Raw genomic sequence first — 24624 nt, forward strand, 5'->3', positions numbered from 1 at the left:
ATAGGACGCTCTTCATCATCGTTGTGAACACGAGCAGAAGCAGGCACATAACCACGACCGCGCTGAACTTTCAGGCGCATGCTGATTTCAGCATTGGCACCAGTCAGGTGGCAGATTACGTGCTCCGGGTTTACGATCTCGACTTCATCACCGTGAGTGATATCACCAGCGGTAACGGGGCCTGTTCCAGACTTGGTCAGGGACAGAGTTACCTCGTCCTTGCCTTCCAGCTTCACAGCGATACCTTTCAGGTTGAGCAGGATTTCAAGAATGTCTTCCTGTACACCTTCTTTGCTGCTGTACTCATGCAGTACACCGTCAATTTCGACTTCAGTAACTGCACAACCGGGCATAGAAGACAGCAAAATACGACGCAAGGCGTTGCCCAGCGTGTGACCAAAGCCACGCTCGAGTGGCTCAAGAGTCACTTTCGCATGAGTCGGGCTAACTTGCTCGATGTCAACTAGCCGCGGTTTAAGAAAATCTGTTACAGAACCCAGCATTGTGTCCTCTCTTTAGAAGCTAGCTTTACTTGGAGTAAAGCTCGACGATCAGCTGTTCGTTAATGTCGGCAGACAGGTCGGAACGCTCTGGCAGACGCTTGAAAGCACCTTCCATTTTAGCGGCATCAACCTCTACCCAAGTCGGCTTCTCGCGCTGACCAGCAACCTCAAGGGCAGCTTTGATACGCGCTTGCTTCTTAGCCTTCTCACGAACGCAGATCACGTCCTCAGGGGAAACCTGGAAAGAAGGAATGTTCACAACGCGACCGTTTACCATGATGGCCTTGTGGCTCACCAGCTGACGAGATTCAGCGCGGGTAGCACCGAAGCCCATGCGGTAGACGACGTTGTCCAGACGACCTTCCAGCAGCTGCAACAGGTTTTCACCGGTGTTACCCTTTTGACGGGCAGCGTCGCGGTAGTAGTTGCGGAACTGTTTTTCCAATACGCCGTAGATACGACGAACTTTTTGTTTCTCGCGCAGCTGAACACCGTAGTCAGACAGACGCGCTTTACGCGCACCGTGTTGACCAGGAACGGTGTCAATCTTGCACTTAGAATCAATCGCACGAACACCAGACTTCAGGAAGAGGTCGGTGCCCTCACGACGGCTAAGCTTAAGCTTAGGACCGATATATCTTGCCATCTTCTTTCTCCAACAATCCTAGACCAAGTAGCTACAGCGTTACACGCGGCGCTTCTTGGGAGGACGACAACCGTTGTGCGGGATCGGAGTCACATCAGTAATGTTAGTGATGCGGAAACCAGCCGCGTTCAGAGCGCGGATGGAAGACTCACGACCGGGACCCGGACCTTTAACCATGACTTCCAGGTTCTTCACGCCATATTCTTTGGCCATCTCACCAGCGCGCTCGGCAGCTACCTGAGCAGCGAACGGGGTGGACTTACGAGAACCACGGAAACCGGAACCACCAGAAGTAGCCCAAGACAGAGCGTTGCCCTGACGGTCAGTAATGGTCACGATTGTGTTGTTGAAAGATGCATGAACGTGCGCAATACCGTCGCTCACTTGCTTTTTAACGCGCTTGCGAGCACGAGTCGGAGTTTTAGCCATTTTCTACCTTCCCGTTACTTCTTGATAGCCTTGCGCGGACCCTTACGGGTACGAGCGTTGGTCTTGGTACGTTGACCACGAACAGGCAGGCTACGACGGTGACGCAAACCACGGTAGCAACCCAGATCCATCAATCGCTTGATGTTCATGGAAATCTGACGACGCAGGTCACCTTCAACGGTGAATTTACCTACTTGTTCACGCAGACTCTCGATCTGAGCTTCGTCCAGGTCTTTAATTTTCACATTCTCAGCGATACCGGCTGCGGCACAGATGGCCTTGGAGCGGGTACGACCGACGCCATAAATAGCAGTCAAAGCGATGACTGCATGCTTATGGTCAGGAATGTTAATGCCAGCGATACGGGCCACTATTCACTCCTACATATAGTAGATTACGACCACCACAAAGCCCGTGAGCGGATACGTGGCGGTCAACCAATACACAACAAAAGTTGGCTGGCTATATTAGCCAGCACAACTATTTGTTGCAAGTACTAACCGTAAAAAATTAGCCTTGGCGCTGTTTATGCTTTGGCTCGCTGCAAATCACACGCACCACACCGTGACGCTTGATGATTTTGCAGTTACGGCAGATTGCCTTAACGGAAGCACGAACTTTCATTGCTTAACTCCGTAACTACGCCGACCTTTAGCGGCCGTAGCCCTTCAGGTTGGCCTTCCTCAGGACGTCGCCATATTGATGAGACATCATATGGGTCTGAACCTGAGCCATGAAGTCCATGATAACTACCACGATAATCAGCAGCGAGGTGCCACCGAAATAGAACTGAACGTTCCAGGCAGTCATCAGGAACTGGGGTACCAGACAGATAAAGGTTATATAGAGCGCACCTGCCAATGTCAGGCGGGTCATAACCTTATCGATATAACGTGCTGTCTGCTCGCCCGGGCGGATCCCCGGGATAAAGGCTCCACTCTTCTTCAGGTTATCTGCTGTCTCGCGGGGGTTGAACACCAGCGCGGTATAGAAGAAGCAGAAGAAGATAATGGCTGCTGCATAGAGCATCTCATACAAGGGCTGACCCGGCTGCAGGACCATAGAGACCTGTTGCAGGATATCGGCGACCTTGCCCTCGCCCTGACCAAACCAAGAGGTAATGGTCCCCGGGAAGAGGATGATGCTGGATGCGAAAATCGCAGGAATCACACCGGCCATATTTACTTTCAACGGCAGGTGTGTGCTTTGCGCTGCGAATACCTGGCGGCCTTGTTGACGCTTGGCATAGTTGACGACGATACGACGCTGACCACGCTCCACGAACACCACAAAGTAAGTCACTGCGAAAACAATCAAGCCCAGCAACAACAACAGCAGGATGTGCAATTCCCCTTGACGTGCCTGTTCGGCCGTAGCGCCAATGGCATGAGGCAGACCAGCAACGATACCTGTGAAGATAATCAACGAGATACCATTACCAATCCCACGCTCGGTAATCTGCTCACCCAACCACATCAAGAACATGGTACCGGTGACCAGACTCACAACGGCTGTGAAATAGAAGCCCAAACCCGGATGAGTCACGAGTCCCTGCATCATATTCGGCAGACCGGTTGCAATACCAATGGCCTGGAAAGTTCCCAAAACCAGCGTGCCCCAACGGGTATATTGGCTAATCTTGCGACGGCCGGATTCACCTTCTTTCTTGAGTTCAGCAAGAGAGGGGTGAACCACAGTCAGCAGCTGGATGATGATCGAGGCCGAAATGTACGGCATGATCCCCAGCGCAAGAATAGAAGCACGCGAGAGTGCACCACCACTGAACATGTTGAACATCTCAATGATGGTGCCCTTCTGTTGTTGGAACAACTCGGCCAGTACGGCGGCGTCAATACCAGGAATCGGCACATAAGAGCCTGCACGGAAAACGATAATCGCCCCGAGAACGAAGAGCAGACGGCTCTTCAGTTCACTCAGACCACCCTGTGCTTTAACATCCAATCCTGGTTTCTTAGCCATTGTACTGATTATTCCTCGATTTTACCGCCAGCGGCCTCGATGGCTGCACGTGCACCCTTGGTGACGGACAGACCACGAACGGTCACAGCACGGTCAATGTTGCCAGACAGAACAACTTTAGCGAACACGATGTTTTTGGTAATAACACCGGCTTGCTTCAGAGTGCTCACGTCGACCACATCACCTTCTACCAGGGCGATTTCGTTCAGGCGTACTTCGGCAGAAACCAAAGATTTGCGAGAGAAGAAACCGAACTTCGGCAGACGGATTTTCAAAGGCATCTGGCCGCCTTCGAAACCGTTGCGGACTTTGCCACCACCGGAACGAGAGGTTTGACCTTTAACACCACGACCACCGGTCTTGCCCAGACCAGAACCGATACCACGGCCCGGACGGTGCTTAACGCGCTTGGAACCAGCGGCCGGAGACAGAGTATTCAGACGCATGCTTAGCCCTCCACCTTAACCATGTAATAAACCTGGTTGATCATGCCGCGTACGCAGGGAGTATCTTCCAGCTCAACGGTGTGACCAATGCGACGCAGACCCAGACCACGCAGAGTCGCCTTGTGCTTTGGCAGACGGCCGATAGAGCTGCGAGTTTGAGTTACTTTTACAGTGTTAGCCATGTCGCATTACCCCAGAATTTCTTCAACGCGCAGACCACGCTTGGCAGCGATCTGTTCCGGGGATTGACCCTGAACCAGAGCGTCTACAGTGGCGCGAACAACGTTGATTGGGTTGGTGGAACCGTAGGTCTTAGCCAGCACGTTGTGGATACCAGCAACTTCCAGAACGGCACGCATAGCGCCGCCTGCGATGATACCAGTACCTTGAGAGGCCGGCTTCATGAACACGGTGGAACCGGAGTGAACACCTTTCACCGGGTGGTGCAGGGTGCCGTTGTTCAGCTCAACCTTGTTCAGGTTACGCTTAGCCTGTTCCATCGCTTTTTGAATAGCGGCCGGAACTTCACGGGCTTTACCGTAACCGTAACCTACACGGCCGTTACCATCACCCACCACGGTCAGCGCGGTGAAGGACATGATACGACCACCTTTAACAGTTTTCGAAACACGGTTTACTGCAATCAGCTTTTCTTGCAGTTCGCCGGCTTGAGATTCGACTTTAGCCATCTTCGACTCCTAGCTTAGAACTGAAGACCAGCGTCACGTGCAGCAGCTGCCAGAGCAGCGATGCGACCGTGATACTTGAAACCGGAACGATCGAAAGATACGTTCTGAACGCCTTTGGCAATGGCACGCTCGGCGATAGCCTTACCTACAGCGGTAGCAGCATCTGCGTTACCGGTGTATTTCAGAGCTTCACTGATGGCCTTCTCTACTGTGGAAGCAGAGGCCAGAACTTCGGAACCGTTGGCTGCAATAACCTGCGCATAGATGTGACGCGGGGTACGGTGAACAACCAGACGGGTAGCTCCCAGTTCCTGCATCTTTTTCCGAGCACGAGTAGCACGACGGAGACGAGCTGCTTTCTTGTCCATAGTGTTACCTTACTTCTTCTTAGCTTCTTTAGTACGCACTTGCTCGTTGGCATAGCGTACACCCTTGCCCTTGTAGGGCTCCGGAGCGCGGTAAGCACGGATATCGGCGGCGACTTGGCCAACCAGCTGCTTGTCGACACCACGCAGAACGATTTCTGTGGCAGTCGGGCACTCAGCGGTCACACCAGCCGGCAGCGCATGCTCTACCGGGTGAGAGAAGCCCAGAGCCAGCGCAACAGCATTGCCCTTGATGGAGGCTTTATAACCTACACCAACCAGCTGCAGCTTGCGCTCGAAGCCTTGGGTAACACCGATTACCATGTTGTTGACCAATGCACGGGCAGTACCGGCCTGAGCGTCAGCACCAGCGATGCCGTCGCGCGGGGCGAACTTCAGTACATTGTCTTCTTTGGTCACTTCTACACCGGCGTGAATAGAGCGAACCAGGGAACCTTTACCACCTTTGATGGACAGTTCCTGGCCGTTCAGAGTCACCTCTACGCCAGCAGGAATAGTGACGGGTGCCTTAGCAACACGAGACATTTCCTACCTCCTATTAAGCGACGTAGCAGATGATCTCACCGCCCATGCTTGCTTTACGGGCAGCACGGTCAGTCATCACACCTTTAGACGTGGACACGATAGCAACACCGAGACCGCCCATAACTTTCGGCAGATCAGTAGTGCGCTTGTAAATACGCAGGCCGGGACGGCTCACGCGTTGGATCAGTTCTACAACCGGCTTGCCCTGGAAATATTTCAGTTCAATTTCCAGTTCCGGTTTCACGTCACCAGCTACGGAGTAGCCAGCGATGTAACCTTCTTCTTTCAGCACTTTGGCAATAGCCACTTTCAGCTTGGAAGAAGGCATGGAAACCGCAACTTTGCTCGCCGCCTGACCGTTACGGATGCGGGTCAGCATATCCGCGATCGGATCTTGCATGCTCATAGTCTAACTCCCGAGATTCTTTACCAAGAGGCCTTTTTCAGGCCCGGAATTTCGCCCTTCATGGCATGCTCACGCACCTTGATGCGGGACAGACCAAACTTACGCAGGAAACCGTGCGGACGACCAGTAATGTTGCAACGGTTACGCTGACGGGACGGACTGGAATCACGGGGCAGCTGTTGCAGTTGCAGAACAGCATCCCAACGCGCTTCTTCAGAAGCGTTCATATCAACGATGATAGCTTTGAGCTCGGCACGCTTGGTCGCGTACTTGGCTACCAGCTTCGCACGCTTTACTTCACGTGCTTTCATGGATGTTTTAGCCATAACCCTAACCTTACTTGCGGAATGGGAAGTTAAAGGCAGCCAGCAGAGCACGGCCTTCTTCATCGGTATTCGCGGAAGTGGTGATGGTGATATCCAGACCACGAACGCGATCGACCTTGTCATAGTCGATTTCCGGGAAGATGATTTGCTCACGCACGCCCATGGAGTAGTTACCACGACCGTCGAACGCTTTAGCGTTCAGGCCACGGAAGTCACGGATACGCGGTACGGAGATGCAAATCAGCCGTTCCAGGAACTCCCACATACGCTCGCCACGCAGGGTTACTTTACAACCTATCGGGTAGCCTTCACGAATCTTGAAGCCCGCAACAGATTTGCGAGCTTTGGTGATCAGCGGCTTCTGACCGGAAATGGCAGCCATATCGGCAGCAGCATTTTCCAGCAATTTCTTGTCAGAGATCGCTTCACCAACACCCATGTTCAGGGTGATTTTCTCGATCCGAGGGACTTGCATGATAGTCTTGTAACCGAACTGCTTGGTCAGTTCATTTACTACATCTGATTTGTAGTAATCATGCAGTTTCGCCATCGTTAAACTCCAATTACTTCACAAGTTCGCCGGTGGATTTGAAGAAGCGAACTTTTTTGCCGTCTTCAATCCGGAAACCAACGCGGTCAGCTTTGCCAGTGGCAGAGTTGAACAGCGCTACGTTAGATACATCGATGGGGGCTTCTTTGGTGACGATACCGCCAGCCTGACCCAGTGCGGGTACCGGCTTCTGGTGTTTCTTCACCTGGTTGATGCCTTCCACGATTACCTTACCTTTAGCAATCAGAACTTGAGTGACTTTGCCACGCTTGCCCTTGTCTTTGCCGGTAAGAACAATCACTTCGTCTTCGCGACGGATTTTAGCTGCCATCGTTCGACTCCTTACAGTACTTCGGGTGCCAGGGACACAATCTTCATGAACTTCTCATTACGCAGTTCACGGGTCACCGGGCCAAAAATACGAGTACCGATCGGCTGCTGGTTGTTGTTAAGCAACACAGCCGCATTGTTGTCGAAACGGATGACAGAGCCGTCCGGACGACGAACGCCTTTACGGGTGCGTACGACCACCGCGTTATACACATCACCTTTCTTCACTTTACCGCGAGGAATAGCTTCCTTGATGGAAACCTTGATGATGTCGCCGATGCCGGCGTAACGGCGGTGCGAACCACCCAGAACCTTAATACACATTACACTGCGAGCGCCGGAGTTGTCGGCAACACCCAGCATACTTTGCATCTGGATCATCTTAGTGCTCCGCTTTGTTTACTTCTTATCCCTCTCGGGATCTGGCTGCCTTCAAAAGGCGCGAAACTATAACACAGGATTTTTAGAAAAGGTAGCCTAAAAAACAAACGGCCCCATCAAGGGGCCGTTTAGACTACAAAGTACCGATTAGGCCTTTTCTACAACGGCAACCAGGGTCCAGGACTTGGTCTTGGACAGCGGGCGGCATTCGCGGATTTCCACGAGGTCGCCAGCTTTGCATTCGTTGTTTTCGTCATGCACGTGCAGCTTGGTAGTGCGCTTGATGATCTTACCGTAGATCGGGTGCTTTACCTTGCGCTCGATGGCGACAGTGATGGACTTGTCCATCTTGTCGCTGATTACACGACCCTGCAGAGTACGGATTTTATCAGTCATTACGCACCTGCCTTCTCAGTCAGTACAGTCTTGATACGTGCGACGTCACGACGCACTTGTTTCAGAGTGTGAGTCTGAGCCAGCTGGCCGGTGGAAGCTTGCATGCGCATGTTGAATTGCTCGCGCAGCAGGCCCAGCAGCTCCTGGTTCAGTTCTTCGACGCTCTTTTGACGCAGATCTTGGGCTTTCATCACATCACCGTCTTAATTACGAAAGTGGTCTGAACAGACAGCTTGGCTGCGGCCAGGGCGAACGCTTCACGCGCCAGAGCCTCAGGTACACCGTCCATCTCGTACAGAACCTTGCCAGGCTGGATCGGGCAAACCCAGTATTCCACGTTACCCTTACCTTTACCCATACGAACTTCGAGGGGCTTTTCGGTAATCGGCTTGTCCGGGAACACACGGATCCAGATCTTACCCTGACGCTTAACGTGACGGGTCATGGCACGACGGGCTGCTTCGATTTGACGAGCAGTCAGCTGGCCACGGGATGTCGCCTTCAGGCCAAAGGTACCGAAGGATACTTCGTTACCAGAGTTGGCCAGACCGCGGTTACGACCCTTGTGGGTCTTGCGGAATTTAGTACGCTTTGGTTGCAACATTTACCGAATCTCCTTACTTGGCAGCGCGGCGCTTGTTGTCACGCTTGGGCTTCGCAGGAGCTTGCTCTTGAGCAGCGGCAGCGTTGACAGCAGCCAGACCGCCCAGAACTTCGCCCTTGAAGATCCAAACTTTAACGCCGATCACACCGTAAGTGGTGTGGGCTTCAGAAGTTGCGTAGTCGATGTCGGCACGCAGGGTGTGCAGGGGCACACGACCTTCACGGTACCATTCGGTACGCGCGATTTCAGCGCCGCCCAGACGACCGGAAACTTCCACCTTGATGCCCTTGGCACCCAGGCGCATGGCGTTTTGTACGGCGCGCTTCATAGCACGACGGAACATTACGCGACGCTCCAGCTGGGAAGTGATGCTGTCGGCAACCAGTTTGCCATCCAGCTCCGGCTTGCGGACTTCGGAAATGTTGATCTGAGCAGGCACGCCAGCAATAGTGGCTACAGCTTTGCGCAGTTTTTCAACGTCTTCGCCTTTCTTACCGATCACAACACCCGGACGAGCGGTGTGAATGGTCACACGGATGCTCTTGGCCGGACGCTCGATGGTGATCTTGGACAAGGACGCGTTTTTCAGTTCCTTGGTCAGGAACTGGCGTACTTGAAAATCGCTGTACAGGTTGTCAGCGAAGTCTTTGGTGTTCGCGAACCAGGTAGAATTCCAAGGCTTGGTAATACCCAGGCGAATGCCATTAGGATGTACTTTCTGACCCATTGCTTATCTCCCAGCCTTAGCGTCGGATACCACTACGGTGATGTGAGCGGTACGCTTGAGGATACGATCCGCGCGACCTTTGGCACGAGGACGGATGCGCTTCATGGAGGGACCTTCGTCGACCATGATAGTAGCAACACGCAGGGCGTCGATGTCGGCGCCTTCGTTGTGCTCAGCGTTTGCAATGGCAGATTCCAGCACTTTCTTCACCAGAACTGCAGCCTTTTTCGGGCTGAAGGTCAGGATGTTCAGAGCCTTGTCTACGGACAGACCACGTACTTGATCGGCTACCAGACGAGCTTTCTGGGCAGAAGTACGGGCATAACGGTGTTTAGCGATAGCTTCCATCATTTATCCCTTAGCGCTTCTTAGCCTTCTTATCAGCAGCATGGCCGCGATAAGTACGAGTAGGTGCGAATTCACCCAGTTTGTGACCGATCATTTCTTCGGTAACGAAAACCGGAACGTGCTGACGACCATTATGGACAGCGATGGTCAAACCGATCATGTTCGGGATGATCATTGAACGACGGGACCAGGTCTTAACCGGCTTTTTATCCCCGCTTTCCACCGCTTTCTCTACCTTCTTCAGCAAGTGCAGGTCGATAAATGGACCCTTCTTGAGAGAACGTGGCATGGTGATTCCTCTATGTTAACAATTACTTGTTACGACGACGTACGATGTACTTGTCGGTACGCTTGTTCTTACGGGTCTTGAAGCCTTTAGCCTTCTGGCCCCATGGGGACACAGGCTGCATGCCCTTGTTACGACCCTCACCACCACCGTGCGGGTGGTCTACCGGGTTCATCGCCATACCGCGAACGGTCGGACGAATACCACGCCAGCGGTTTGCACCGGCTTTACCCAGTTGACGCAGCATGTGCTCGGAGTTACCAACTTCACCGATGGTGGCGCGGCACTCGGCCAGAACTTTACGTACTTCGCCGGAACGCAGACGCAGAGTTACATAGTTACCTTCACGAGCCAGGATCTGGATGAAAGTACCAGCGGAACGAGCCAGCTGGGCACCTTTACCAGGCTTCATCTCAACAGCGTGAACGGTAGAACCGACCGGGATGTTGCGCATCGGCAGGGTGTTACCTACCTTGATTGCGGCATCAGCACCAGAAGCGATTGCATCACCAGCTTTCAGGCCTTTCGGAGCCAGGATGTAACGACGCTCACCGTCTGCATACAGCACCAGGGCGATGTTTGCGGTACGGTTCGGATCGTATTCCAGGCGCTCTACTTTGGCCGGGATACCGTCTTTGTCGCGCTTGAAGTCGACGATACGGTAGTGTTGCTTGTGACCACCGCCGATGTGACGGGTGGTGATGCGGCCGTTGTTGTTACGACCACCGGACTTGTCTTTCTTGTCCAGCAGAGCTGCAAAGGGCTTGCCCTTGTACAGGTCTTGGTTGACGATCTTGACGACGTGGCGGCGGCCCGGAGAAGTAGGCTTGCACTTAACGATTGCCATTTTTCAGAACTCCTCTTACTCGGCTGCGCCCATGAAGTCGATGTCCTGACCAGCTTTCAGGGTCACATAAGCCTTTTTCCAATCGGAACGACGGCCTACGCGTGCACCTGCGCGCTTGGTCTTACCCTTCATGTTCAGGGTACGGACGGTCTCAACTTCGACCTCGAACAGTTTCGCAACTGCAGCTTTGACTTCCGCCTTGGTGGCATCAACAGCAACTTTGAACACGATAGTGTTCTGCTTTTCTGCGACCATGGTGCTCTTTTCAGAGATGTGCGGAGCCTTCAGAACTTTCAGCAGACGCTCTTCACGGATCATGCCAGCATCTCCTCGATTTGCTTAACTGCGTCAGCAGTCATCAGAACCTTGTCGAAAGCGATCAGGCTGACCGGGTCGATACCGGCAACGTCACGCACGTCAACTTTGTACAGGTTACGAGCAGCCAGGAACAGGTTCTCATCGACTTCAGCAGTCACGATCAGAACGTCAGACAGTTCCATTTCTTTCAGCTTGGCGATCAGTTCTTTGGTTTTCGGAGCTTCGATGCCGAACTTCTCAACAACGATCAGGCGCTCTTGACGTACCAGCTCGGACAGGATGCTACGGATAGCGCCGCGGTACATCTTCTTGTTTACTTTCTGGCTGTGATCTTGCGGCTTAGCAGCAAAAGTCACACCACCGGAACGCCAAATGGGCGAACGGATGGAGCCAGCACGGGCACGACCAGTACCCTTCTGACGCCACGGCTTTTTGCCGCCACCAGACACTTCAGAGCGAGTCAGCTGCGCACGAGTACCCTGACGGGCACCAGCGGCATAAGCAACGACAACCTGGTGAACCAGAGCTTCGTTGAATTCGCGCCCGAAGGTAGTCTCGGAAACTTCAAGAGCGCTCTTGGCGTCTTTCATTACCAATTCCATTACTATCTCCTCAGACGTTACGCTTTGACGGCAGGTTTAACGATCACGTTGCCGTTGGTTGCACCCGGTACTGCGCCTTTGATGAGCAGCAGGTTGCGTTCAGCGTCAACACGAACCAGTTCCAGGTTCTGAGTCGTTACACGCTCAGCACCCATGTGACCAGCCATCTTTTTGCCCTTGAATACACGGCCCGGGGTCTGGTTTTGACCGATGGAGCCAGGTACACGGTGGGACAGAGAGTTACCGTGGGTCATATCCTGGGTGCGGAAGTTCCAGCGCTTAACAGTACCGGCAAAACCTTTACCCTTGGATGTGCCGGTAACGTCTACCAGCTTAACGTCAGCGAGAAGATCTACTTTCAGCTCGCTACCAACAGTGAAAGTTTCACCGTTGTTCAGGCGGAATTCCCACAGACCACGACCGGCTTCTACACCAGCTTTGGCGAAGTGGCCAGCTTCCGGCTTGGTTACGCGGCTAGCTTTCTTGGAGCCAGTGGTAACCTGAATAGCGTTGTAGCCGTCGGTTTCTACAGATTTGACCTGAGTTACACGGTTAGCTTCAACTTCGATAACAGTCACGGGGATAGAAACGCCATCTTCAGTGAAGATGCGAGTCATACCCACTTTGCGACCTACAAGACCGATTGTCATTGTTATCAACCTCTTTCCGTAATTAACCCAGGCTGATCTGGACGTCTACACCAGCTGCCAGATCCAGACGCATCAGAGCGTCTACGGTCTTGTCAGTCGGCTCAACGATGTCTACCAGACGCTTGTGAGTGCGGATCTCGTACTGATCACGCGCGTCTTTGTTGACGTGCGGGGAGATCAGAACGGTGAAACGCTCTTTGCGAGTCGGCAGCGGGATAGGACCGCGAACCTGCGCGCCAGTGCGCTTAGCAGTTTCAACGATTTCCGCAGTGGATTGATCGATCAGGCGATGATCAAAAGCCTTCAGGCGGATACGGATTCTTTGGTTCTGCATTGACAGAGCTCCAATAGATAAAAGAACATAAATCAGCACCGCCCGACCGAGATTACTCCCGCCAGAGGTGTGATTTTTCACGTTTCTCCCCATATCGGGGAGACTGTATGGCTGGCCTTCGCAAGCGAAAAACTCAGCAAGCAGACATATCGTCTGGCTTACCTCATGGGTAAGCGGAGGGGATTATACGGATTTTTTCAATTTGCGCAAGGGAAGGCGAACAGAATGTGCACAATTTTATGTGACGGATGGATCTCTGCCGCCGCCACATGATCCCCCGTCCGGCGCGGGTAACGACAATGTTGCAAACAGGCTGGTAGACTGTGCCACAGCCTTGATCACCGGAACGATTTCTCATGCTCAAAGATCAGAAAAAAGCCTATCAATATGGCCTCTGCGCCGTCGCCCTCTGGTCGACGGTGGCCAGCGCCTTCAAGATCTCTCTCACCTACTTCGAGCCGGTGCAGCTGTTGCTGGTCGCGGCCTGCACCTCGACCCTGACGCTGGGGGTGATCGTGGCCTGTCAGGGCAAGCTGCCGCTGCTGCTCAGCTACATCAAGGGCCGCCCCCTCTACTATCTGGCGCTGGGGGTGCTCAACCCCTTCCTCTATTACCTGCTGCTGTTCAAGGCGTATGATCTGCTGCCCGCCCAGCAGGCGCAGACCCTCAACTACACCTGGGCCATCACCCTCAGTCTGCTGGCCGTCCCCTTCCTCGGCCAGAAGCTGCGCCGCCGCGACGGGGTGGCCATCGTGCTGGGATACTTCGGTGCTCTGGTGATCGCGACCAGAGGGGATGTGTTCGGTCTGCAGTTCGACAGCCCCCTCGGCGTGACGCTGGCGCTGGTGTCAACCCTCATCTGGGCCGGCTACTGGATCCTCAACACCCGCAATCAGGGAGATCCCATCGTCAGCCTGCTGCTCGGCTTCATCATCAGCCTGCCGTTCATCGTCGTGGCGACCTGGCTGCTCTCCGATTTTGCCATGACCGCCTGGCAGGGGTGGGCCGGCGCCATCTACGTGGGGTTGTTCGAGATGGGCTTCGGCTTCGTGCTCTGGCTGATGGCGCTACGCCACGCCACCAACACGGCCCCCATCAGCAATCTAATCTTCATCTCGCCGTTTGCCTCGCTGGTGCTGCTCAACCTGTTGATCGGCGAGACAATTCACCCGGCCACCCCCATCGGGTTGGCGCTCATCGTCGCCGCCCTGCTGATCCAGCAGCTGAAATACGGCAAGCGTTACCGCAAGGCAACCGAGCCGCAGGCCTGACAATGCAGAAGGGCGCATCCACGGATGCGCCCTTCGTTCAATCAATCCACTCCAGCGGCTGGTTCTTGGGCAGCCGGATCTCCACCAGCAAGCCCCCCTGCTCGGCACGCCCCAGCCTGATGGTGCCGTGATGCTGGGAGACGATCTTGGCGACGATGGCCAGCCCCAGCCCACTGCCGCTGCCGGTACGCGCCTCGTTGCCCTGGGTGAAGGGCTTGAGTACCCGGTAATAATCCTGTTCCGGAATGCCGGGGCCGTCATCTGACAAGCGCAGCCGGACCCAGTGACCGTCATCCTTGAGCTCGGCCTGCAGCCGGCTCGCCCCGTAGCGCAACGAATTGCCCGACAGGTTGTTGAGGATGCGCCGGATACTGATGGGGTTGCAGGCGACCCGCACCGCCTCGGCTGGCAGCTCGAGCTCCACCTCCAGCCCCTGGTCGGTCTGCACCAGCAGCACATCGTGGATCAGCTGGGTCAGGTCCACCGGCTGGGTATCCAGCCCCTCGTCCGGGCGAATGTAATCGATGAACTGGTCGATGATGCCGTTCGATTCGTCGATGTCCGCGTTGATGCTCTCCTTGAGATACTCATCCCCTGAGGACATCATCTCGGTCGCCAGCCGGATACGGGTCAGCGGCGTACGCAGATCGTGGGAAACGCCCGCCATCATCATGTTTCGCTCTTCGATAAGGCTCTTGATGGAGCTCGACATGTGGTTGAAGGTGCGGGTCAGCCGGCGCACCTCCCGCGAGCCCTGCTCCCCCAGCGCATCGGGGAAGTTGCCGCGGGCAACCGCCACGGCCCCCGCCTCCAGCTCCTCCAGCGGCCGCACCAGCTGGCGGGCAAACCGCCAGGCCGCGAACAGGGTCACCACCAGCAGCACGCTCATGTAGAGGATCAGCGGCTCGATGTCGTCATCCTCGATCTCGGTCAGCGGGATGCGCACCCACACCTTGTTGGCCTGGGGCGGCTGGATCCAGATGATGTAGTGGTCCTGGATCTCGACCCGCACCTTGGTCTTGCCCCCCAGCTCGCGACTGATGCTCTCTTCCAGATAGGTGTAGGGTTTGGACTCCTTGAGCCCGTGCTGCTCCGCCTCGGTCTGGGTATAGATGTCGCTGCCGGTCGCCACGTAAACCAGCGCCTCGGCATCTTCACTGAGCGCCAGCTGGTTGCTCTCGACCGGGAAGATGAGCTTGACCTGATTGGCCAGCAGGTGGCTGATCTGTTTGACGGTCGGCGCCAGCAGATAGTTGTAGAAGGTGGCATAGGAGACAAACTGATAGACCACCAGCACGGCGGCCAAAAACCAGAGCATGCGGGAGAACATGCTGCTCACTTTCTTCATTCGCCGTCACCGTCCGGCACGAACACATAGCCCAGACCCCAGACGGTCTGCAGATAACGAGGCTGCGCCGGGTCCTGCTCCAGCAGGCGGCGCAGGCGGGAAACCTGCACATCGATGCTGCGCTCTGTGGCGGTATATTCGCGACCGCGGGCCAGGTTCATCAGCTTGTCGCGGGAGAGAGGCTCGCGCGGATGGCTCACCAGCACCTTGAGCACGGCGAATTCGCCGCTGGTCAGTGCCACCGGATCGCCATCGCGACTCAACTCACGGGTTGCCAGGTTGAGCTGGTAGCTGCCAAAGCTAACCACCTTCTCGGCGGTAGAGGGGGCGCCCGGCAACTCGACGGTGTGGCGGCGCAGCACGGCGCGGATCCGGGCCAGCAGCTCACGAGGATTGAACGGCTTGGGCAGGTAATCATCGGCTCCCATCTCGAGGCCGACGATGCGGTCCACCTCATCCCCCTTGGCGGTCAGCATCAGCACCGGGATCTGGTTGCCAGCCTCGCGCAGGCGGCGACAGATGGAGAGGCCGTCTTCCCCCGGCAGCATCAGGTCGAGCACCATCAGGCTGAAGTTCTCTCGGGTCAGCAGGCGGTCGGCCTGTTCGCCATTGGCGACGCCCCGAACCACGAACCCCTGTTCGGTCAGGTAGCGCTCCAGCAGGGAACGTAATTTCAAATCATCGTCGACGACCAGAACCTTGTATTGCTGACTCATTGCTTGCCTCTCCTCTCGATATGCTGCCAATACTAGAGCCCGGACTCGTAACGGCAAAGCATAAATATGTTACCGGTTATTGCCCGTGCTGCCGGCATGACGCCACTTTTTCCCTGCCCCCAGAGTCATCCGGCCCGCCAGTTTTTGCTCGACAGCAAGGCGACAGCGGATAAGATCTGCCGAGCCATAAGAGGCTCATCCGCCCCATCGACACAGGGACCCTCCATGAAGACCAAGTTGATCACCCGTGAAGGCTACAACAAGCTCAAGCAGGAGCTCGATTTCCTCTGGCGCGAGGAGCGCCCCGAGACCACCCGCAAAGTGGCCTGGGCGGCCAGCCTCGGCGATCGCAGCGAGAATGCGGATTACCAGTACAACAAGAAGCGGCTGCGGGAGATCGATCGGCGGGTCCGTTACCTGCGCAAGTGCCTCGAGGAGCTGGGGATCGTCGACTACTCCCCCGCCCAGGAGGGCAAGGTCTTCTTCGGCGCCTGGGTCGAGGTGGAAAACGAGGAGGGAGAGACCAAGCGTTTTCGCATCGTCGGCTATGACGAAATCTTCGAGCGCAAGGATTACATCTCCATCGACTCCCCCATGGCCCGCGCCCTGCTCAAGAAAGAGGTGGGTGACGAGGCCATAGTGCGTACGCCAGTCGGTGACGCCTGCTGGTACATCAATGAGATCAGCTATCCCAAATAAGCCGCTGTCACGCCACAGCCACCTGCCCTGCCAACCGGCTACCACAGCCAGCATGGGTTTGTTCCGCCTCTCATCCAGGGAGGACACCGCCCTCTCTACCAGGGCTGGCATCCCGCTGTCCTACCCCATATAGTGCTCACACCCGGCGCCTTGCGGCGCCAACCGGCCCGCGCGGCAGTGGCCTGGCTGATACCTTGAGTACCGCCCTGACAGCCTCTTGCCCGGCGACATCGCCCTCGCGCCAGCCCGTTGTTCTGGACCCGACCACAGAGACCCTCGATGCAAAGCCACGTAATAGAACATCAGATTGCCGGTGAGCTGAATGCCCGCCCGGAACAGGTGCAGGCCGCCGTTCGCCTGCTGGACGAAGGCGCCACCGTCCCCTTCATCGCCCGTTACCGCAAAGAGGTGACTGGCGGTCTGGACGACAGCCAGCTGCGCACCCTGGAGAGCCGGCTCGGTTACCTGCGCGAACTGGCGGATCGCCGCCAGGTGATCCTGCGCTCCATCGAAGAGCAGGGCAAGCTGACCCCCGAGCTGGCCCGCGAGCTGAACGAGGCCGACAGCAAGACCAGGCTGGAAGATCTCTACCTCCCCTACAAACCCAAGCGCCGCACCAAGGGGCAGATGGCCATCGAGGCGGGGCTGGAACCATTGGCAGACCTGCTGCTGAGCGACCCGATGAAAGATCCCGAACAGGAGGCGGCCCGTTTCCTCAACGCCGAGCAGGGGATCAGCGACAACAAGGCCGCCCTCGACGGTGCCCGCTACATCCTGATGGAGCGCTTCGCCGAGCAGGCGGATCTCCTTGAGAAGCTGCGGGACTATGTGTGGCAAAACGCCACCCTGCGCGCCCGCGTGGTGGCAGGCAAGGAGCAGGAAGGGGCCAAATTCAAGGACTACTTCGAGCACGACGAGCCGCTGCACAAGGCCCCCTCCCACCGGGTGCTGGCCATGCTGCGCGGCCGCAACGAGGGGATCCTCAACCTGGCGCTGGTCACCGGTGACGACGAGAGCGCCAGCCCCTGCGAGGGGATCATCGCCCATCACCTCAGACTGAACCTGCAGAGTCGCCCGGCCGACAAGTGGCTGCAGGGGGTGGTGAGCTGGACCTGGAAGATCAAGCTCTCCCTGCAGATGGAGACCGAGCTCATTGGCCGCATCCGCGAGTCGGCGGAAGAGGAGGCGATCAAGGTGTTCGCCATGAACCTCAAGGATCTGTTGATGGCGGCACCGGCGGGAATGCGATGCACTATGGGGCTGGATCCCGGCATCCGTACCGGGGTCAAGGTGGCCGTGGTGGATGCCACAGGCAAGCTGGTCGATACCGCGACCATCTATCCGTTCGAACCCAAGCGCCAGGTTGACCAGAGCCTCAAGACCCTGAGCGAGCTGTGCCAGAAGCACAAGGTCGAACTCATCAGCATCGGCAACGGCACCGCCTCGCGGGAAACCGACCGCCTGGTGAGCGATCTGTTCGAGCGCTACCCGGCCACCAAGGCCCAGAAGATCGTGGTGAGTGAAGCGGGGGCATCGGTCTACTCCGCTTCCGAGCTTGCCTCCCAGGAATTCCCGGATCTCGACGTCTCCCTGCGCGGCGCCGTCTCCATCGCCCGCCGCCTGCAGGATCCGCTGGCCGAGCTGGTCAAGATCGATCCCAAGAGCATCGGCGTCGGTCAGTATCAGCACGATGTCGGCCAGAGCCAGCTGGCCCGCCGGCTCGATGCGGTGGTCGAGGATTGCGTGAACGCGGTGGGGGTGGATGTGAATACCGCCTCGGTCGCCCTGCTCAACCGGGTCTCCGGCCTCTCCCAGACTCTGGCCCAGAACATCGTCGCCTACCGGGACGAACACGGCGCCTTCCAGCACCGCCAGCAACTGCTGAAAGTGAGCCGGCTCGGCCCCAAGGCATTCGAGCAGTGTGCCGGCTTCCTGCGCATTCGTGGCGGCAGCAACCCGCTGGACGGCTCGGCGGTACACCCGGAATCCTACCCTGTGGTGGAGCGGATCCTCGCCAAACTGGAGCAGACCGTGGACGGCCTGCTCGGCAACAGCAGCCTGCTGCGCACCCTCAAACCCGCCGACTACACCGATGAGCAGTTTGGCGTGCCCACCGTCACCGACATCATCGGCGAGCTGGACAAGCCGGGCCGCGACCCGCGCCCCGAGTTCAAGACCGCCACCTTCAAAGAAGGGGTGGAGAAAATCAGCGATCTGGTGCCCGAGATGGTGCTGGAAGGGGTGGTCACCAACGTCACCAACTTCGGTGCCTTCGTCGACATCGGCGTCCATCAGGACGGCCTGGTGCACATCTCCTCCTTGACCGATCGCTTCGTCAAGGATCCTCGCGAGGTGGTCAAGGCCGGCGACATCGTCCGGGTCAAGGTGCTGGAGGTGGACGTACCGCGCAAGCGCATCAGCCTGACCATGCGTCTGGATGAGAAGGCCGGCCAGCCGGCGCGCAAACCGGCCGAGCCGCGCCACCACACCGGCAACGCCAAGCCGAAACAGGCCGCCCGTCAGAGCGCCCCGACCGACGGCGCCATGGGCAACGCCTTTGCCGCCGCTCTCTCCAAACTGAAGAAATAAGCCCCCAGAATGCAAAAAGCCCCGCGAGGGGCTTTTTTGTGCCGGTGGTGCAGCCGCTTCACTCGGCCAGTGCGCTCAGAATGGCGTCGGCCTCCTGATGGGCCGCCAGCACCTCCCGCAGCCGGTTGAATGCCTTGCAGGCCTCTTGCGGATATTTGCCATAAGAGACGACGCCGGTATGACTCCACCCTGCCGCCAGCATCACCTTCTTCTTGAAATGGGTGCCTTCGGTACCGCCCCCACCGAGCTGCATCAAAAACTGCTCCATCTGGAGGTGCGGCGGAGGGACACGGGAGAAGGTGGCAAAATCTTCCGGTTTGACTTCATCAAAGTGCATGACGACTCCTGTGAGTGTGGATGGGATTACCCCTCAGAGTAGTTGCAAATAGTCGCTTGCGGGGGAAAAACAGGGGGAATTGCCAGGCTCAGACGCTCAGGTTGAAGCTCTGCGGAGTCGCTGGCTTGACCGCCTGCTGATAGCGCTGGGCGATGACCTGGTTGCGCTGCTCCATGTAGCCATTCAACACCCCGGTCTTGGCACTGCCATCGGCCTTCAAGGTGGAGTCCGGATCGGCAGAGATCAGCGCCTTGCGGGCCTGTGCCTCCTTGGCCGCGGCACTCCTTGCCACACTCAGGTCCTGGGAGGAGGGTTGTGCCGGCGCCAGTGCGGCGGCACGTACCTGCTGCATCTTGGCGATGGTGGCCCTGGGGTCGCCGGGAATGACGCTGATGTCGATGGAAACGCCGCCACCGGTGGCATAGCGTTTGCCATCCGGCCCCATGGCAAACTGGTAGGTCGGGCTGCCGGCATACTGACCGCCGGTGCTCTGATGCGCCTGCTCGTGGGTTCGCACCTCCTGATCCCTGTCTGCCAGCTCCTTGACCTGCAGCTCCTGTTTCTGCTGCTGTTCTTGTTGTTTGGGATCCTGCTGCTTGTTGCGTTGGCCGTCTTCACCGGTGGCCTCGACGAAACGGTTGTCGACGGCAGCCTGCGGGTTGCCGGTCTGGGAGCCCTCCCGTGCCTGCTGGGAGGTCTGATTGGCGTTGGCCTGAGTGGATCTGGATTTGTCTTTCTGGGAGCCGACCTCGGGCTCGGCATTGAAGGCCTCGGTCTGGCGGCTCTGGGGGATGAGGGCTGCGCGGCGATTGTCAGTACGTGCCGATTCCGTCTGCGGTTGCAGCTGGTTGGGAATGATGGTTGGCAGACTGACATTGATGTTCATGTCACACCCGGATGTCGATCAGGGTTCCCATCATGTCGCTGGCGGTCTGGATCACCTTGGCGGAGGCACCGGCCTGCACCTCGGCACTCTTGAGGTTCACCAGTTCCTCGGGCAACTGCACCTTGTCACCGCTCGGGGTGTTGAGCCTGGCGATCTGATTGGATGCCTTGTCGGCGATCTGCTCCGCACGCTGGAACCCCTGTACACCGCTGTTCAATGCAGAATCTATACGCATGACAATTCTCCTCTGACACTGGATTAATTATCCGTCACCCCAGAGGATTAATGAAGCAAATTGGCTATTTTTCAACCTACAAAATGTTCAATGATTTCAATGAACTGCTGTGGATGAGAAATAAAGGGCGCGTGTGAGGCCTTTTCCAGCACCACACTGCGGCTGGCCGGGTAGCGCTCGTCCAGCAGAGGAATGGAGGCTTTGGGCACCAGCGAATCCAGCCGGCCGTAGACCCGCAGCCAGGGCAGGTTCAACTGCACCAGCTCATCACGCAGATCGACATCGGCCAGCAAACCGAGCCCCGCCTCCAGCGCGGCCAGCTGTGGAGCGGGCCGCTCCGCCAGCCAGTGGCGCAGCTGACGGATGTCATCTCTGGCGTGTTCGCTGCCCATGGCCTGGATCGCCAGGAAGCGTTCAATGGTCTGCTTGAAGTCTCCCGCCAACATCTGGTTGAACCCGGTCAGCACCTTGGGGGCGATCCCCGGCCACTCGTCGCGGGCCATGAAACAGGGTGAGCTGGCCACAGTGATGAGAGAGTGCAGTCGCTCGGGATGATTCAAGGCCAATTGGCTGGCCACCAGACCACCGAGGGACCAACCCAACAAATGGCACCTCTCCGGCAGGATGGCAGCAACTTGTTCCGCCAGCCAGGGCAGACTGTACTCGGCCTCACCCGCCAGCGGGCTATTGCCAAAGCCTGGCAGATCCACCAGATGGACGCGATAGCGAGCCGCCAGGGCCGGCACAATTCCGTGCCAGACCGCGCCATTCATCCCCCATCCGTGCAACAGCACCAGATCGGGCCCCTGACCAAACCGCTCTACCGATACGCTCATCTAGACTCAAGATCCTGTTCACTCTGTTGGGGTCAGCATGTTAAAGCGGCTGCTCGCCAAAGCAAGTCCGATCCTCGGCAGTCATGCCGACTGGCAGGGCAGCTGCCTGCTCTGCCAGCAACCTTGCGATGTTGATCCCCTATTGTGCAGCTGGTGTCGACTGGCCCTGCAGCAGGCTGACCACAGCTGCCGCTTGTGTGCTGCCCCCTTGCCGGCACTGGATGAAGCACGCGAGCCGATCTGCGGTCGCTGCCAGCGCAGGCCGCCGCCCTGGGAGCGACTACAGGTCATCGGTGACTACCGGCCGCCCTACCCCATGCTGATCCCACGGCTGAAGTATTCCGGCCAGATCCTGTTGGCCCCGCTGCTCGCCAGGGTGCTGGCGGATCATCTGGATTGCCGCGAGCCGCCACAGGCCATCATTCCAGTCCCCCTGCACTGGTGGCGCCAGTGGTGGCGCGGCTTCAATCAGGCGGAAGAGATAGCCCGCGCCCTCGGCGAGCTGACCGGCATCCCCTGCGATAATCGGCTGCTGCGCCGGGTCAGGGCAACCCCGCAGCAGACCAAGCTCAGTGCCGGCCAGCGGCGGCGCAATCTGCGCGGCGCCTTCCAGATCCGCCCCCACGCCTACCAGCACGTTGCGCTGCTCGACGATGTGGTCACCACGGGTGCGACCGCCGGCCATCTCACCCGTTTGCTCCATGAGAGCGGAGTCACAAAGGTGGAAGTGTGGGCCGTCTGTCGTACCCTCAAGCACCTCAAGTAGCCAACGGCATGCTACCCAAGCCTTGCCAACAGAGTTATCATGAATACCCTAGTCGTACACTCAGGTTTATGAGGATAGTGATGATCAGCATTTCCGACACCGCCCAGGCCCATTTCCGTAAATTGCTGGAAAAACAGCCTGACGGCACTAATATCCGGGTGTTTGTGGTCAATCCGGGAACCCAGAATGCCGAGTGCGGCGTATCATACTGCCCACCCGACGCGGTCGATCCGGAAGATCAACACCTGCCCTTCAGCGGCTTCGACTGCATGGTCGATCCCCTGAGCGCCCCCTTCCTGGTGGATGCCACCATCGACTTCGTCACCGATCAGATGGGCTCCCAGCTCACCCTGAAAGCCCCGAACGCCAAGATGCGCAAAGTGGCCGACGACGCCCCGCTGATCGACCGTATCGAGTACGTGTTGATGTCCGAGGTGAACCCCATGCTGGCCGGTCACGGCGGCAAGGTCACCCTGGTCGAACTGACCGAGGACAAGCTGGCCATCCTGCAGTTCGGCGGTGGTTGCAACGGTTGCTCCATGGTCGATTACACCCTGAAAGAGGGGATCGAGAAGCAGCTGCTGGAGAAGTTCCCGGGCGAGCTCAACGGCGTCAAGGATGCCACCGAGCACCAGCGCGGCGATCACTCCTACTACTGATTTGCTGCCCTTGTGGTAAAAACATGCTGCAAAGAAAAGGCCCCGCCAGCTGGCGGGGCCTTTTGCATTCTGCGGCAGGCAGATTATTCGTCCTTCTTGTCTCGCGACAGCAGGGCAATGGCCGCCTCTTTCGGATTCTTGCCTTCGTACAGCACCTTGAAGATCTGCTCGCAGATGGGCATCTCGACGCCACAGCGGGCCGCCAGCAGATGCACCTCCTTGGTGTTGCGATAGCCTTCCACCACCTGACCGATCTCGGTCATGGCGGTGTTCACATCCTTGCCAGCCCCGAGGGCCAACCCGAAGCGACGGTTGCGCGACTGGTTGTCGGTACAGGTCAGCACCAGATCCCCGAGCCCTGCCATCCCCATGAAGGTCTTGGCGTCGGCCCCGAGCGCGGCGCCGAGGCGCTGCATCTCTACCAGGCCACGGGTGATGAGCGCAGTCCTGGCGTTGGCGCCAAAACCCAGCCCGTCGGAGAGACCGGCGCCGATGGCGATGACGTTCTTGACCGCCCCGCCCAGCTGCAGACCGATGAAGTCCGGATTGGTATAGACCCGGAACGAGCGGCCACAGTGCAGCAGCAGGGAGAGATCGTCGGCGAAGTCGTCGTGGGTCGAGGCCACCGAGATGGCGGTCGGCAAACCGGCGGCCAGCTCCTTGGCGAAGGTAGGACCGGAGATCACCGCCAGCGGCATCTCGTCACCCAGCACCTCGCGCGCCACGTCTTGCAGCAGGCGGCCGCTGTCCGGCTCCAGCCCCTTGGTGGCCCAGGCGATACGGGTATCGGGGCGCAGGAAGGGTTTGACCCGGGCCAGCACCTGACCAAACACATGGCTTGGCACCACCAGCAGCAGTACGGGGGCGGCTTGTACCGCCTGTTGCAGATCCGCGGTCAGCTGCAGATCGGCGGGAAAGGGGACATCCGGCAAGAATGCCTTGTTGCAGCGGTCCTGTTCCAGCTCGGCGACATGGGCGGGATCGTGACCCCACAGCAGGGTCGGATGACCGTTGCGCGCCAGAGAAATGGCAAGGGCGGAGCCGTAAGACCCCGCCCCCAAGACCGAGATAGCGATCTGGTCGGCCATTATCAGGCTTCCGCAGTCGCCTGCTGGGCCTGAGCCTGTGCCATGTGCTGGGCAAACAGGGCATCGAAGTTGACCGGTGCCAGGTTCAGCTGCGGGAAGGACCCCTTGCTCACCAGGTTGGCCACCGCTTCACGGGCGTACGGGAACAGGATGTTCGGGCAGAAGGCAGCCAGGCAGTGGGCCAGTTGCGGTTCCGGCAGGTTGCCGATGGTGAAGATACCGGCCTGCTGAACTTCACACAGGAAGGCAGTCTCGGTTTCCAGCTTGCAGGTGACGGTCAGGGTCAGTACCACTTCATAGACGCTGTCGGCCAGGATGTTGGTCTTGGTGTCCATGTCCAGCTTGACGTCCGGCTGCCACTCTTTCTGGAAGATGTGCGGAGTGTTCGGCGCTTCGAAGGAGACGTCCTTGGTGTAGACGCGCTGGATGTGGAATTCCGGTTGTACTTCCTGGTTGTTGATCTCTTCAGCCATTTTGTTTGATTC

At 57.6% G+C, this 24624-nt stretch carries 40 protein-coding genes (1 of these 40 cut by a window edge); 5 read left to right on the forward strand and 35 right to left on the reverse strand.

Going from position 1 to position 24624, the window contains the following annotated elements:
- The 27 genes from rpoA to rpsJ all read right to left on the reverse strand — a co-directional run.
- Positions 1-503, reverse strand: the 5' portion of a protein-coding gene (gene rpoA / locus I6L38_RS17670) for a DNA-directed RNA polymerase subunit alpha (protein WP_005307997.1). It extends 487 nt beyond the left edge of the window; only the first 503 of its 990 coding nucleotides appear in the window; its start codon is at positions 501-503; its stop codon lies beyond the left edge, outside the window.
- 25 nt (positions 504-528) lie between these two features.
- Positions 529-1149: a 30S ribosomal protein S4 gene (gene rpsD / locus I6L38_RS17675; protein ID WP_005307996.1), complete on the reverse strand. Its 621-nt coding sequence runs from the start codon at positions 1147-1149 to the stop codon at positions 529-531.
- Between the two features lie 39 nt (positions 1150-1188).
- Positions 1189-1578, reverse strand: coding sequence for a 30S ribosomal protein S11 (rpsK, locus tag I6L38_RS17680; RefSeq protein WP_005307993.1), 390 nt, complete (start codon positions 1576-1578; stop codon positions 1189-1191).
- 14 nt (positions 1579-1592) lie between these two features.
- On the reverse strand, positions 1593-1949 hold the full coding sequence (gene rpsM, locus I6L38_RS17685; protein ID WP_005307991.1) for a 30S ribosomal protein S13: 357 nt from the start codon (positions 1947-1949) through the stop codon (positions 1593-1595).
- A 139-nt stretch (positions 1950-2088) separates the two neighbouring features.
- Complete coding sequence (rpmJ, locus tag I6L38_RS17690; RefSeq protein WP_005319705.1) at positions 2089-2202, reverse strand: 50S ribosomal protein L36; 114 nt, start codon at positions 2200-2202, stop codon at positions 2089-2091.
- Between the two features lie 27 nt (positions 2203-2229).
- Positions 2230-3558: a preprotein translocase subunit SecY gene (secY, locus tag I6L38_RS17695; RefSeq protein WP_123246570.1), complete on the reverse strand. Its 1329-nt coding sequence runs from the start codon at positions 3556-3558 to the stop codon at positions 2230-2232.
- 8 nt (positions 3559-3566) lie between these two features.
- Positions 3567-4004: a 50S ribosomal protein L15 gene (rplO, locus tag I6L38_RS17700; protein WP_005307987.1), complete on the reverse strand. Its 438-nt coding sequence runs from the start codon at positions 4002-4004 to the stop codon at positions 3567-3569.
- 2 nt (positions 4005-4006) lie between these two features.
- Positions 4007-4186: a 50S ribosomal protein L30 gene (rpmD, locus tag I6L38_RS17705; RefSeq protein ID WP_005307985.1), complete on the reverse strand. Its 180-nt coding sequence runs from the start codon at positions 4184-4186 to the stop codon at positions 4007-4009.
- Positions 4187-4192: 6 nt separating this feature from the next.
- Positions 4193-4693 carry a 30S ribosomal protein S5 gene (gene rpsE / locus I6L38_RS17710; RefSeq protein WP_005307983.1) on the reverse strand — a complete coding sequence of 167 codons (501 nt, stop codon included), beginning with the start codon at positions 4691-4693 and terminating at the stop codon, positions 4193-4195.
- Positions 4694-4707: 14 nt separating this feature from the next.
- The gene (gene rplR, locus I6L38_RS17715) at positions 4708-5061 is read right to left on the reverse strand and encodes a 50S ribosomal protein L18 (RefSeq protein WP_005340606.1); all 354 of its coding nucleotides are present in this window, start codon (positions 5059-5061) and stop codon (positions 4708-4710) included.
- A gap of 9 nt (positions 5062-5070) precedes the next feature.
- Complete coding sequence (gene rplF, locus I6L38_RS17720) at positions 5071-5604, reverse strand: 50S ribosomal protein L6 (protein WP_005307981.1); 534 nt, start codon at positions 5602-5604, stop codon at positions 5071-5073.
- Between the two features lie 13 nt (positions 5605-5617).
- Positions 5618-6010 (reverse strand): 30S ribosomal protein S8, encoded by a 393-nt coding sequence (gene rpsH, locus I6L38_RS17725; RefSeq protein WP_005307980.1) that lies wholly within the window; start codon positions 6008-6010, stop codon positions 5618-5620.
- 20 nt (positions 6011-6030) lie between these two features.
- Complete coding sequence (gene rpsN / locus I6L38_RS17730) at positions 6031-6336, reverse strand: 30S ribosomal protein S14 (protein ID WP_005307979.1); 306 nt, start codon at positions 6334-6336, stop codon at positions 6031-6033.
- Between the two features lie 10 nt (positions 6337-6346).
- Positions 6347-6886 (reverse strand): 50S ribosomal protein L5, encoded by a 540-nt coding sequence (gene rplE / locus I6L38_RS17735; RefSeq protein ID WP_005307978.1) that lies wholly within the window; start codon positions 6884-6886, stop codon positions 6347-6349.
- Between the two features lie 13 nt (positions 6887-6899).
- Complete coding sequence (gene rplX, locus I6L38_RS17740; protein WP_005307977.1) at positions 6900-7217, reverse strand: 50S ribosomal protein L24; 318 nt, start codon at positions 7215-7217, stop codon at positions 6900-6902.
- 11 nt (positions 7218-7228) lie between these two features.
- The gene (gene rplN, locus I6L38_RS17745) at positions 7229-7597 is read right to left on the reverse strand and encodes a 50S ribosomal protein L14 (RefSeq protein WP_005307975.1); all 369 of its coding nucleotides are present in this window, start codon (positions 7595-7597) and stop codon (positions 7229-7231) included.
- Positions 7598-7744: 147 nt separating this feature from the next.
- Positions 7745-7993, reverse strand: coding sequence for a 30S ribosomal protein S17 (rpsQ, locus tag I6L38_RS17750; RefSeq protein WP_005307966.1), 249 nt, complete (start codon positions 7991-7993; stop codon positions 7745-7747).
- Positions 7993-8184 carry a 50S ribosomal protein L29 gene (gene rpmC, locus I6L38_RS17755; RefSeq protein ID WP_005307965.1) on the reverse strand — a complete coding sequence of 64 codons (192 nt, stop codon included), beginning with the start codon at positions 8182-8184 and terminating at the stop codon, positions 7993-7995. The genes rpsQ and rpmC overlap by 1 nt, the downstream gene beginning before the upstream one ends.
- Positions 8184-8597 (reverse strand): 50S ribosomal protein L16, encoded by a 414-nt coding sequence (gene rplP / locus I6L38_RS17760; RefSeq protein ID WP_005307963.1) that lies wholly within the window; start codon positions 8595-8597, stop codon positions 8184-8186. Before rplP ends, rpmC begins: the two co-directional genes overlap by 1 nt.
- A gap of 13 nt (positions 8598-8610) precedes the next feature.
- Positions 8611-9324 carry a 30S ribosomal protein S3 gene (gene rpsC / locus I6L38_RS17765; protein ID WP_005307962.1) on the reverse strand — a complete coding sequence of 238 codons (714 nt, stop codon included), beginning with the start codon at positions 9322-9324 and terminating at the stop codon, positions 8611-8613.
- Between the two features lie 3 nt (positions 9325-9327).
- Complete coding sequence (gene rplV / locus I6L38_RS17770) at positions 9328-9672, reverse strand: 50S ribosomal protein L22 (protein ID WP_005319741.1); 345 nt, start codon at positions 9670-9672, stop codon at positions 9328-9330.
- Between the two features lie 10 nt (positions 9673-9682).
- Entirely contained in the window at positions 9683-9961 is a 279-nt protein-coding gene (rpsS, locus tag I6L38_RS17775) for a 30S ribosomal protein S19 (protein WP_005307960.1), read from the reverse strand.
- Between the two features lie 22 nt (positions 9962-9983).
- The gene (gene rplB, locus I6L38_RS17780) at positions 9984-10805 is read right to left on the reverse strand and encodes a 50S ribosomal protein L2 (RefSeq protein ID WP_005307957.1); all 822 of its coding nucleotides are present in this window, start codon (positions 10803-10805) and stop codon (positions 9984-9986) included.
- Between the two features lie 15 nt (positions 10806-10820).
- Positions 10821-11120 (reverse strand): 50S ribosomal protein L23, encoded by a 300-nt coding sequence (gene rplW, locus I6L38_RS17785; protein WP_342690021.1) that lies wholly within the window; start codon positions 11118-11120, stop codon positions 10821-10823.
- Positions 11120-11725 (reverse strand): 50S ribosomal protein L4, encoded by a 606-nt coding sequence (gene rplD, locus I6L38_RS17790; protein ID WP_005307949.1) that lies wholly within the window; start codon positions 11723-11725, stop codon positions 11120-11122. The genes rplW and rplD overlap by 1 nt, the downstream gene beginning before the upstream one ends.
- Positions 11726-11742: 17 nt before the next feature.
- Positions 11743-12375, reverse strand: a complete 633-nt coding sequence (gene rplC / locus I6L38_RS17795; protein ID WP_005307947.1) for a 50S ribosomal protein L3 — start codon at positions 12373-12375, stop codon at positions 11743-11745.
- Between the two features lie 22 nt (positions 12376-12397).
- The gene (gene rpsJ, locus I6L38_RS17800; protein ID WP_005307944.1) at positions 12398-12709 is read right to left on the reverse strand and encodes a 30S ribosomal protein S10; all 312 of its coding nucleotides are present in this window, start codon (positions 12707-12709) and stop codon (positions 12398-12400) included.
- Positions 12710-13065: 356 nt separating this feature from the next.
- On the opposite strand from rpsJ, the gene I6L38_RS17805 reads away from it, so the two are divergent.
- Positions 13066-13980 carry a DMT family transporter gene (locus tag I6L38_RS17805; protein WP_010635418.1) on the forward strand — a complete coding sequence of 305 codons (915 nt, stop codon included), beginning with the start codon at positions 13066-13068 and terminating at the stop codon, positions 13978-13980.
- A gap of 37 nt (positions 13981-14017) precedes the next feature.
- Here I6L38_RS17805 and envZ read toward each other — a convergent pair whose 3' ends face one another.
- Positions 14018-15328, reverse strand: a complete 1311-nt coding sequence (gene envZ / locus I6L38_RS17810; protein ID WP_010635419.1) for a two-component system sensor histidine kinase EnvZ — start codon at positions 15326-15328, stop codon at positions 14018-14020.
- Positions 15325-16044, reverse strand: coding sequence for a two-component system response regulator OmpR (ompR, locus tag I6L38_RS17815; RefSeq protein WP_005307934.1), 720 nt, complete (start codon positions 16042-16044; stop codon positions 15325-15327). The genes envZ and ompR overlap by 4 nt, the downstream gene beginning before the upstream one ends.
- 225 nt (positions 16045-16269) lie before the next feature.
- Between ompR and greB the strand changes: the two genes are divergently transcribed.
- Positions 16270-16743, forward strand: coding sequence for a transcription elongation factor GreB (greB, locus tag I6L38_RS17820; RefSeq protein ID WP_011704309.1), 474 nt, complete (start codon positions 16270-16272; stop codon positions 16741-16743).
- A 279-nt stretch (positions 16744-17022) separates the two neighbouring features.
- A complete protein-coding gene (locus tag I6L38_RS17825) occupies positions 17023-19332 on the forward strand; it encodes a Tex family protein (RefSeq protein WP_201882176.1) in 2310 nt (769 codons plus the stop codon).
- Between the two features lie 58 nt (positions 19333-19390).
- On the opposite strand, the gene I6L38_RS17830 is transcribed toward I6L38_RS17825, so the two are convergent.
- From I6L38_RS17830 to bioH, 4 genes are all read right to left on the reverse strand, one after another.
- A complete protein-coding gene (locus tag I6L38_RS17830; RefSeq protein ID WP_005307922.1) occupies positions 19391-19669 on the reverse strand; it encodes a hypothetical protein in 279 nt (92 codons plus the stop codon).
- Between the two features lie 88 nt (positions 19670-19757).
- Positions 19758-20555, reverse strand: coding sequence for a putative metalloprotease CJM1_0395 family protein (locus I6L38_RS17835; protein ID WP_017778594.1), 798 nt, complete (start codon positions 20553-20555; stop codon positions 19758-19760).
- A gap of 1 nt (position 20556) precedes the next feature.
- A complete protein-coding gene (locus tag I6L38_RS17840) occupies positions 20557-20790 on the reverse strand; it encodes a flagellar basal body rod C-terminal domain-containing protein (protein WP_005307918.1) in 234 nt (77 codons plus the stop codon).
- Positions 20791-20861: 71 nt separating this feature from the next.
- Positions 20862-21626 (reverse strand): pimeloyl-ACP methyl ester esterase BioH, encoded by a 765-nt coding sequence (gene bioH, locus I6L38_RS17845; RefSeq protein WP_201971818.1) that lies wholly within the window; start codon positions 21624-21626, stop codon positions 20862-20864.
- A gap of 37 nt (positions 21627-21663) precedes the next feature.
- Here bioH and I6L38_RS17850 point away from each other — a divergent pair, with 37 nt between their 5' ends.
- Together I6L38_RS17850 and nfuA are read left to right on the forward strand one after the other, a co-directional pair.
- Positions 21664-22392 (forward strand): ComF family protein, encoded by a 729-nt coding sequence (locus I6L38_RS17850; protein ID WP_201990199.1) that lies wholly within the window; start codon positions 21664-21666, stop codon positions 22390-22392.
- Positions 22393-22472: 80 nt separating this feature from the next.
- Positions 22473-23051: a Fe-S biogenesis protein NfuA gene (gene nfuA / locus I6L38_RS17855; RefSeq protein WP_005307891.1), complete on the forward strand. Its 579-nt coding sequence runs from the start codon at positions 22473-22475 to the stop codon at positions 23049-23051.
- 83 nt (positions 23052-23134) lie between these two features.
- Here nfuA and gpsA read toward each other — a convergent pair whose 3' ends face one another.
- Positions 23135-24139, reverse strand: coding sequence for an NAD(P)H-dependent glycerol-3-phosphate dehydrogenase (gpsA, locus tag I6L38_RS17860; RefSeq protein ID WP_024941541.1), 1005 nt, complete (start codon positions 24137-24139; stop codon positions 23135-23137).
- Between the two features lie 2 nt (positions 24140-24141).
- Complete coding sequence (secB, locus tag I6L38_RS17865; protein WP_005307878.1) at positions 24142-24612, reverse strand: protein-export chaperone SecB; 471 nt, start codon at positions 24610-24612, stop codon at positions 24142-24144.
- Between the last annotated feature and the right edge of the window lie 12 nt (positions 24613-24624).

The sequence above is a fragment of the Aeromonas sp. FDAARGOS 1408 genome (assembly GCF_019048665.1).
Lineage (GTDB): Bacteria > Pseudomonadota > Gammaproteobacteria > Enterobacterales > Aeromonadaceae > Aeromonas > Aeromonas dhakensis.

Bases quoted from the DNA above. Each gene is read 5' to 3' on its own strand.
- rplP (WP_005307963.1), bottom strand. From the start codon at position 8,597: ATGTTGCAACCAAAGCGTACTAAATTCCGCAAGACCCACAAGGGTCGT.
- greB (WP_011704309.1), top strand. From the start codon at position 16,270: ATGAAGACCAAGTTGATCACCCGTGAAGGCTACAACAAGCTCAAGCAG.
- rpsH (WP_005307980.1), bottom strand. From the start codon at position 6,010: ATGAGCATGCAAGATCCGATCGCGGATATGCTGACCCGCATCCGTAAC.
- rpmC (WP_005307965.1), bottom strand. From the start codon at position 8,184: ATGAAAGCCCAAGATCTGCGTCAAAAGAGCGTCGAAGAACTGAACCAG.
- rplR (WP_005340606.1), bottom strand. From the start codon at position 5,061: ATGGACAAGAAAGCAGCTCGTCTCCGTCGTGCTACTCGTGCTCGGAAA.
- rplX (WP_005307977.1), bottom strand. From the start codon at position 7,217: ATGGCAGCTAAAATCCGTCGCGAAGACGAAGTGATTGTTCTTACCGGC.
- I6L38_RS17825 (WP_201882176.1), top strand. From the start codon at position 17,023: ATGCAAAGCCACGTAATAGAACATCAGATTGCCGGTGAGCTGAATGCC.
- nfuA (WP_005307891.1), top strand. From the start codon at position 22,473: ATGATCAGCATTTCCGACACCGCCCAGGCCCATTTCCGTAAATTGCTG.
- gpsA (WP_024941541.1), bottom strand. From the start codon at position 24,139: ATGGCCGACCAGATCGCTATCTCGGTCTTGGGGGCGGGGTCTTACGGC.
- secY (WP_123246570.1), bottom strand. From the start codon at position 3,558: ATGGCTAAGAAACCAGGATTGGATGTTAAAGCACAGGGTGGTCTGAGT.
- I6L38_RS17835 (WP_017778594.1), bottom strand. From the start codon at position 20,555: ATGAACATCAATGTCAGTCTGCCAACCATCATTCCCAACCAGCTGCAA.
- I6L38_RS17840 (WP_005307918.1), bottom strand. From the start codon at position 20,790: ATGCGTATAGATTCTGCATTGAACAGCGGTGTACAGGGGTTCCAGCGT.
- rpsD (WP_005307996.1), bottom strand. From the start codon at position 1,149: ATGGCAAGATATATCGGTCCTAAGCTTAAGCTTAGCCGTCGTGAGGGC.
- rplB (WP_005307957.1), bottom strand. From the start codon at position 10,805: ATGGCAATCGTTAAGTGCAAGCCTACTTCTCCGGGCCGCCGCCACGTC.
- rpsJ (WP_005307944.1), bottom strand. From the start codon at position 12,709: ATGCAGAACCAAAGAATCCGTATCCGCCTGAAGGCTTTTGATCATCGC.
- rplC (WP_005307947.1), bottom strand. From the start codon at position 12,375: ATGACAATCGGTCTTGTAGGTCGCAAAGTGGGTATGACTCGCATCTTC.
- rpmD (WP_005307985.1), bottom strand. From the start codon at position 4,186: ATGGCTAACACTGTAAAAGTAACTCAAACTCGCAGCTCTATCGGCCGT.
- rpsE (WP_005307983.1), bottom strand. From the start codon at position 4,693: ATGGCTAAAGTCGAATCTCAAGCCGGCGAACTGCAAGAAAAGCTGATT.
- rplV (WP_005319741.1), bottom strand. From the start codon at position 9,672: ATGGAAGCTATCGCTAAACACCGTTATGCCCGTACTTCTGCCCAGAAA.
- rplF (WP_005307981.1), bottom strand. From the start codon at position 5,604: ATGTCTCGTGTTGCTAAGGCACCCGTCACTATTCCTGCTGGCGTAGAG.
- rpsC (WP_005307962.1), bottom strand. From the start codon at position 9,324: ATGGGTCAGAAAGTACATCCTAATGGCATTCGCCTGGGTATTACCAAG.
- ompR (WP_005307934.1), bottom strand. From the start codon at position 16,044: ATGAGTCAGCAATACAAGGTTCTGGTCGTCGACGATGATTTGAAATTA.
- bioH (WP_201971818.1), bottom strand. From the start codon at position 21,626: ATGAGCGTATCGGTAGAGCGGTTTGGTCAGGGGCCCGATCTGGTGCTG.
- rplE (WP_005307978.1), bottom strand. From the start codon at position 6,886: ATGGCGAAACTGCATGATTACTACAAATCAGATGTAGTAAATGAACTG.
- I6L38_RS17850 (WP_201990199.1), top strand. From the start codon at position 21,664: ATGTTAAAGCGGCTGCTCGCCAAAGCAAGTCCGATCCTCGGCAGTCAT.
- rplO (WP_005307987.1), bottom strand. From the start codon at position 4,004: ATGCGTCTGAATACTCTGTCTCCGGCCGCTGGTTCCAAGCGCGTTAAG.
- rpmJ (WP_005319705.1), bottom strand. From the start codon at position 2,202: ATGAAAGTTCGTGCTTCCGTTAAGGCAATCTGCCGTAACTGCAAAATC.
- rpsK (WP_005307993.1), bottom strand. From the start codon at position 1,578: ATGGCTAAAACTCCGACTCGTGCTCGCAAGCGCGTTAAAAAGCAAGTG.
- rpsS (WP_005307960.1), bottom strand. From the start codon at position 9,961: ATGCCACGTTCTCTCAAGAAGGGTCCATTTATCGACCTGCACTTGCTG.
- secB (WP_005307878.1), bottom strand. From the start codon at position 24,612: ATGGCTGAAGAGATCAACAACCAGGAAGTACAACCGGAATTCCACATC.
- rpsN (WP_005307979.1), bottom strand. From the start codon at position 6,336: ATGGCTAAAACATCCATGAAAGCACGTGAAGTAAAGCGTGCGAAGCTG.
- rplD (WP_005307949.1), bottom strand. From the start codon at position 11,725: ATGGAATTGGTAATGAAAGACGCCAAGAGCGCTCTTGAAGTTTCCGAG.
- rpsQ (WP_005307966.1), bottom strand. From the start codon at position 7,993: ATGACTGATAAAATCCGTACTCTGCAGGGTCGTGTAATCAGCGACAAG.
- I6L38_RS17830 (WP_005307922.1), bottom strand. From the start codon at position 19,669: ATGCACTTTGATGAAGTCAAACCGGAAGATTTTGCCACCTTCTCCCGT.
- I6L38_RS17805 (WP_010635418.1), top strand. From the start codon at position 13,066: ATGCTCAAAGATCAGAAAAAAGCCTATCAATATGGCCTCTGCGCCGTC.
- rplN (WP_005307975.1), bottom strand. From the start codon at position 7,597: ATGATCCAGATGCAAAGTATGCTGGGTGTTGCCGACAACTCCGGCGCT.
- envZ (WP_010635419.1), bottom strand. From the start codon at position 15,328: ATGAAGAAAGTGAGCAGCATGTTCTCCCGCATGCTCTGGTTTTTGGCC.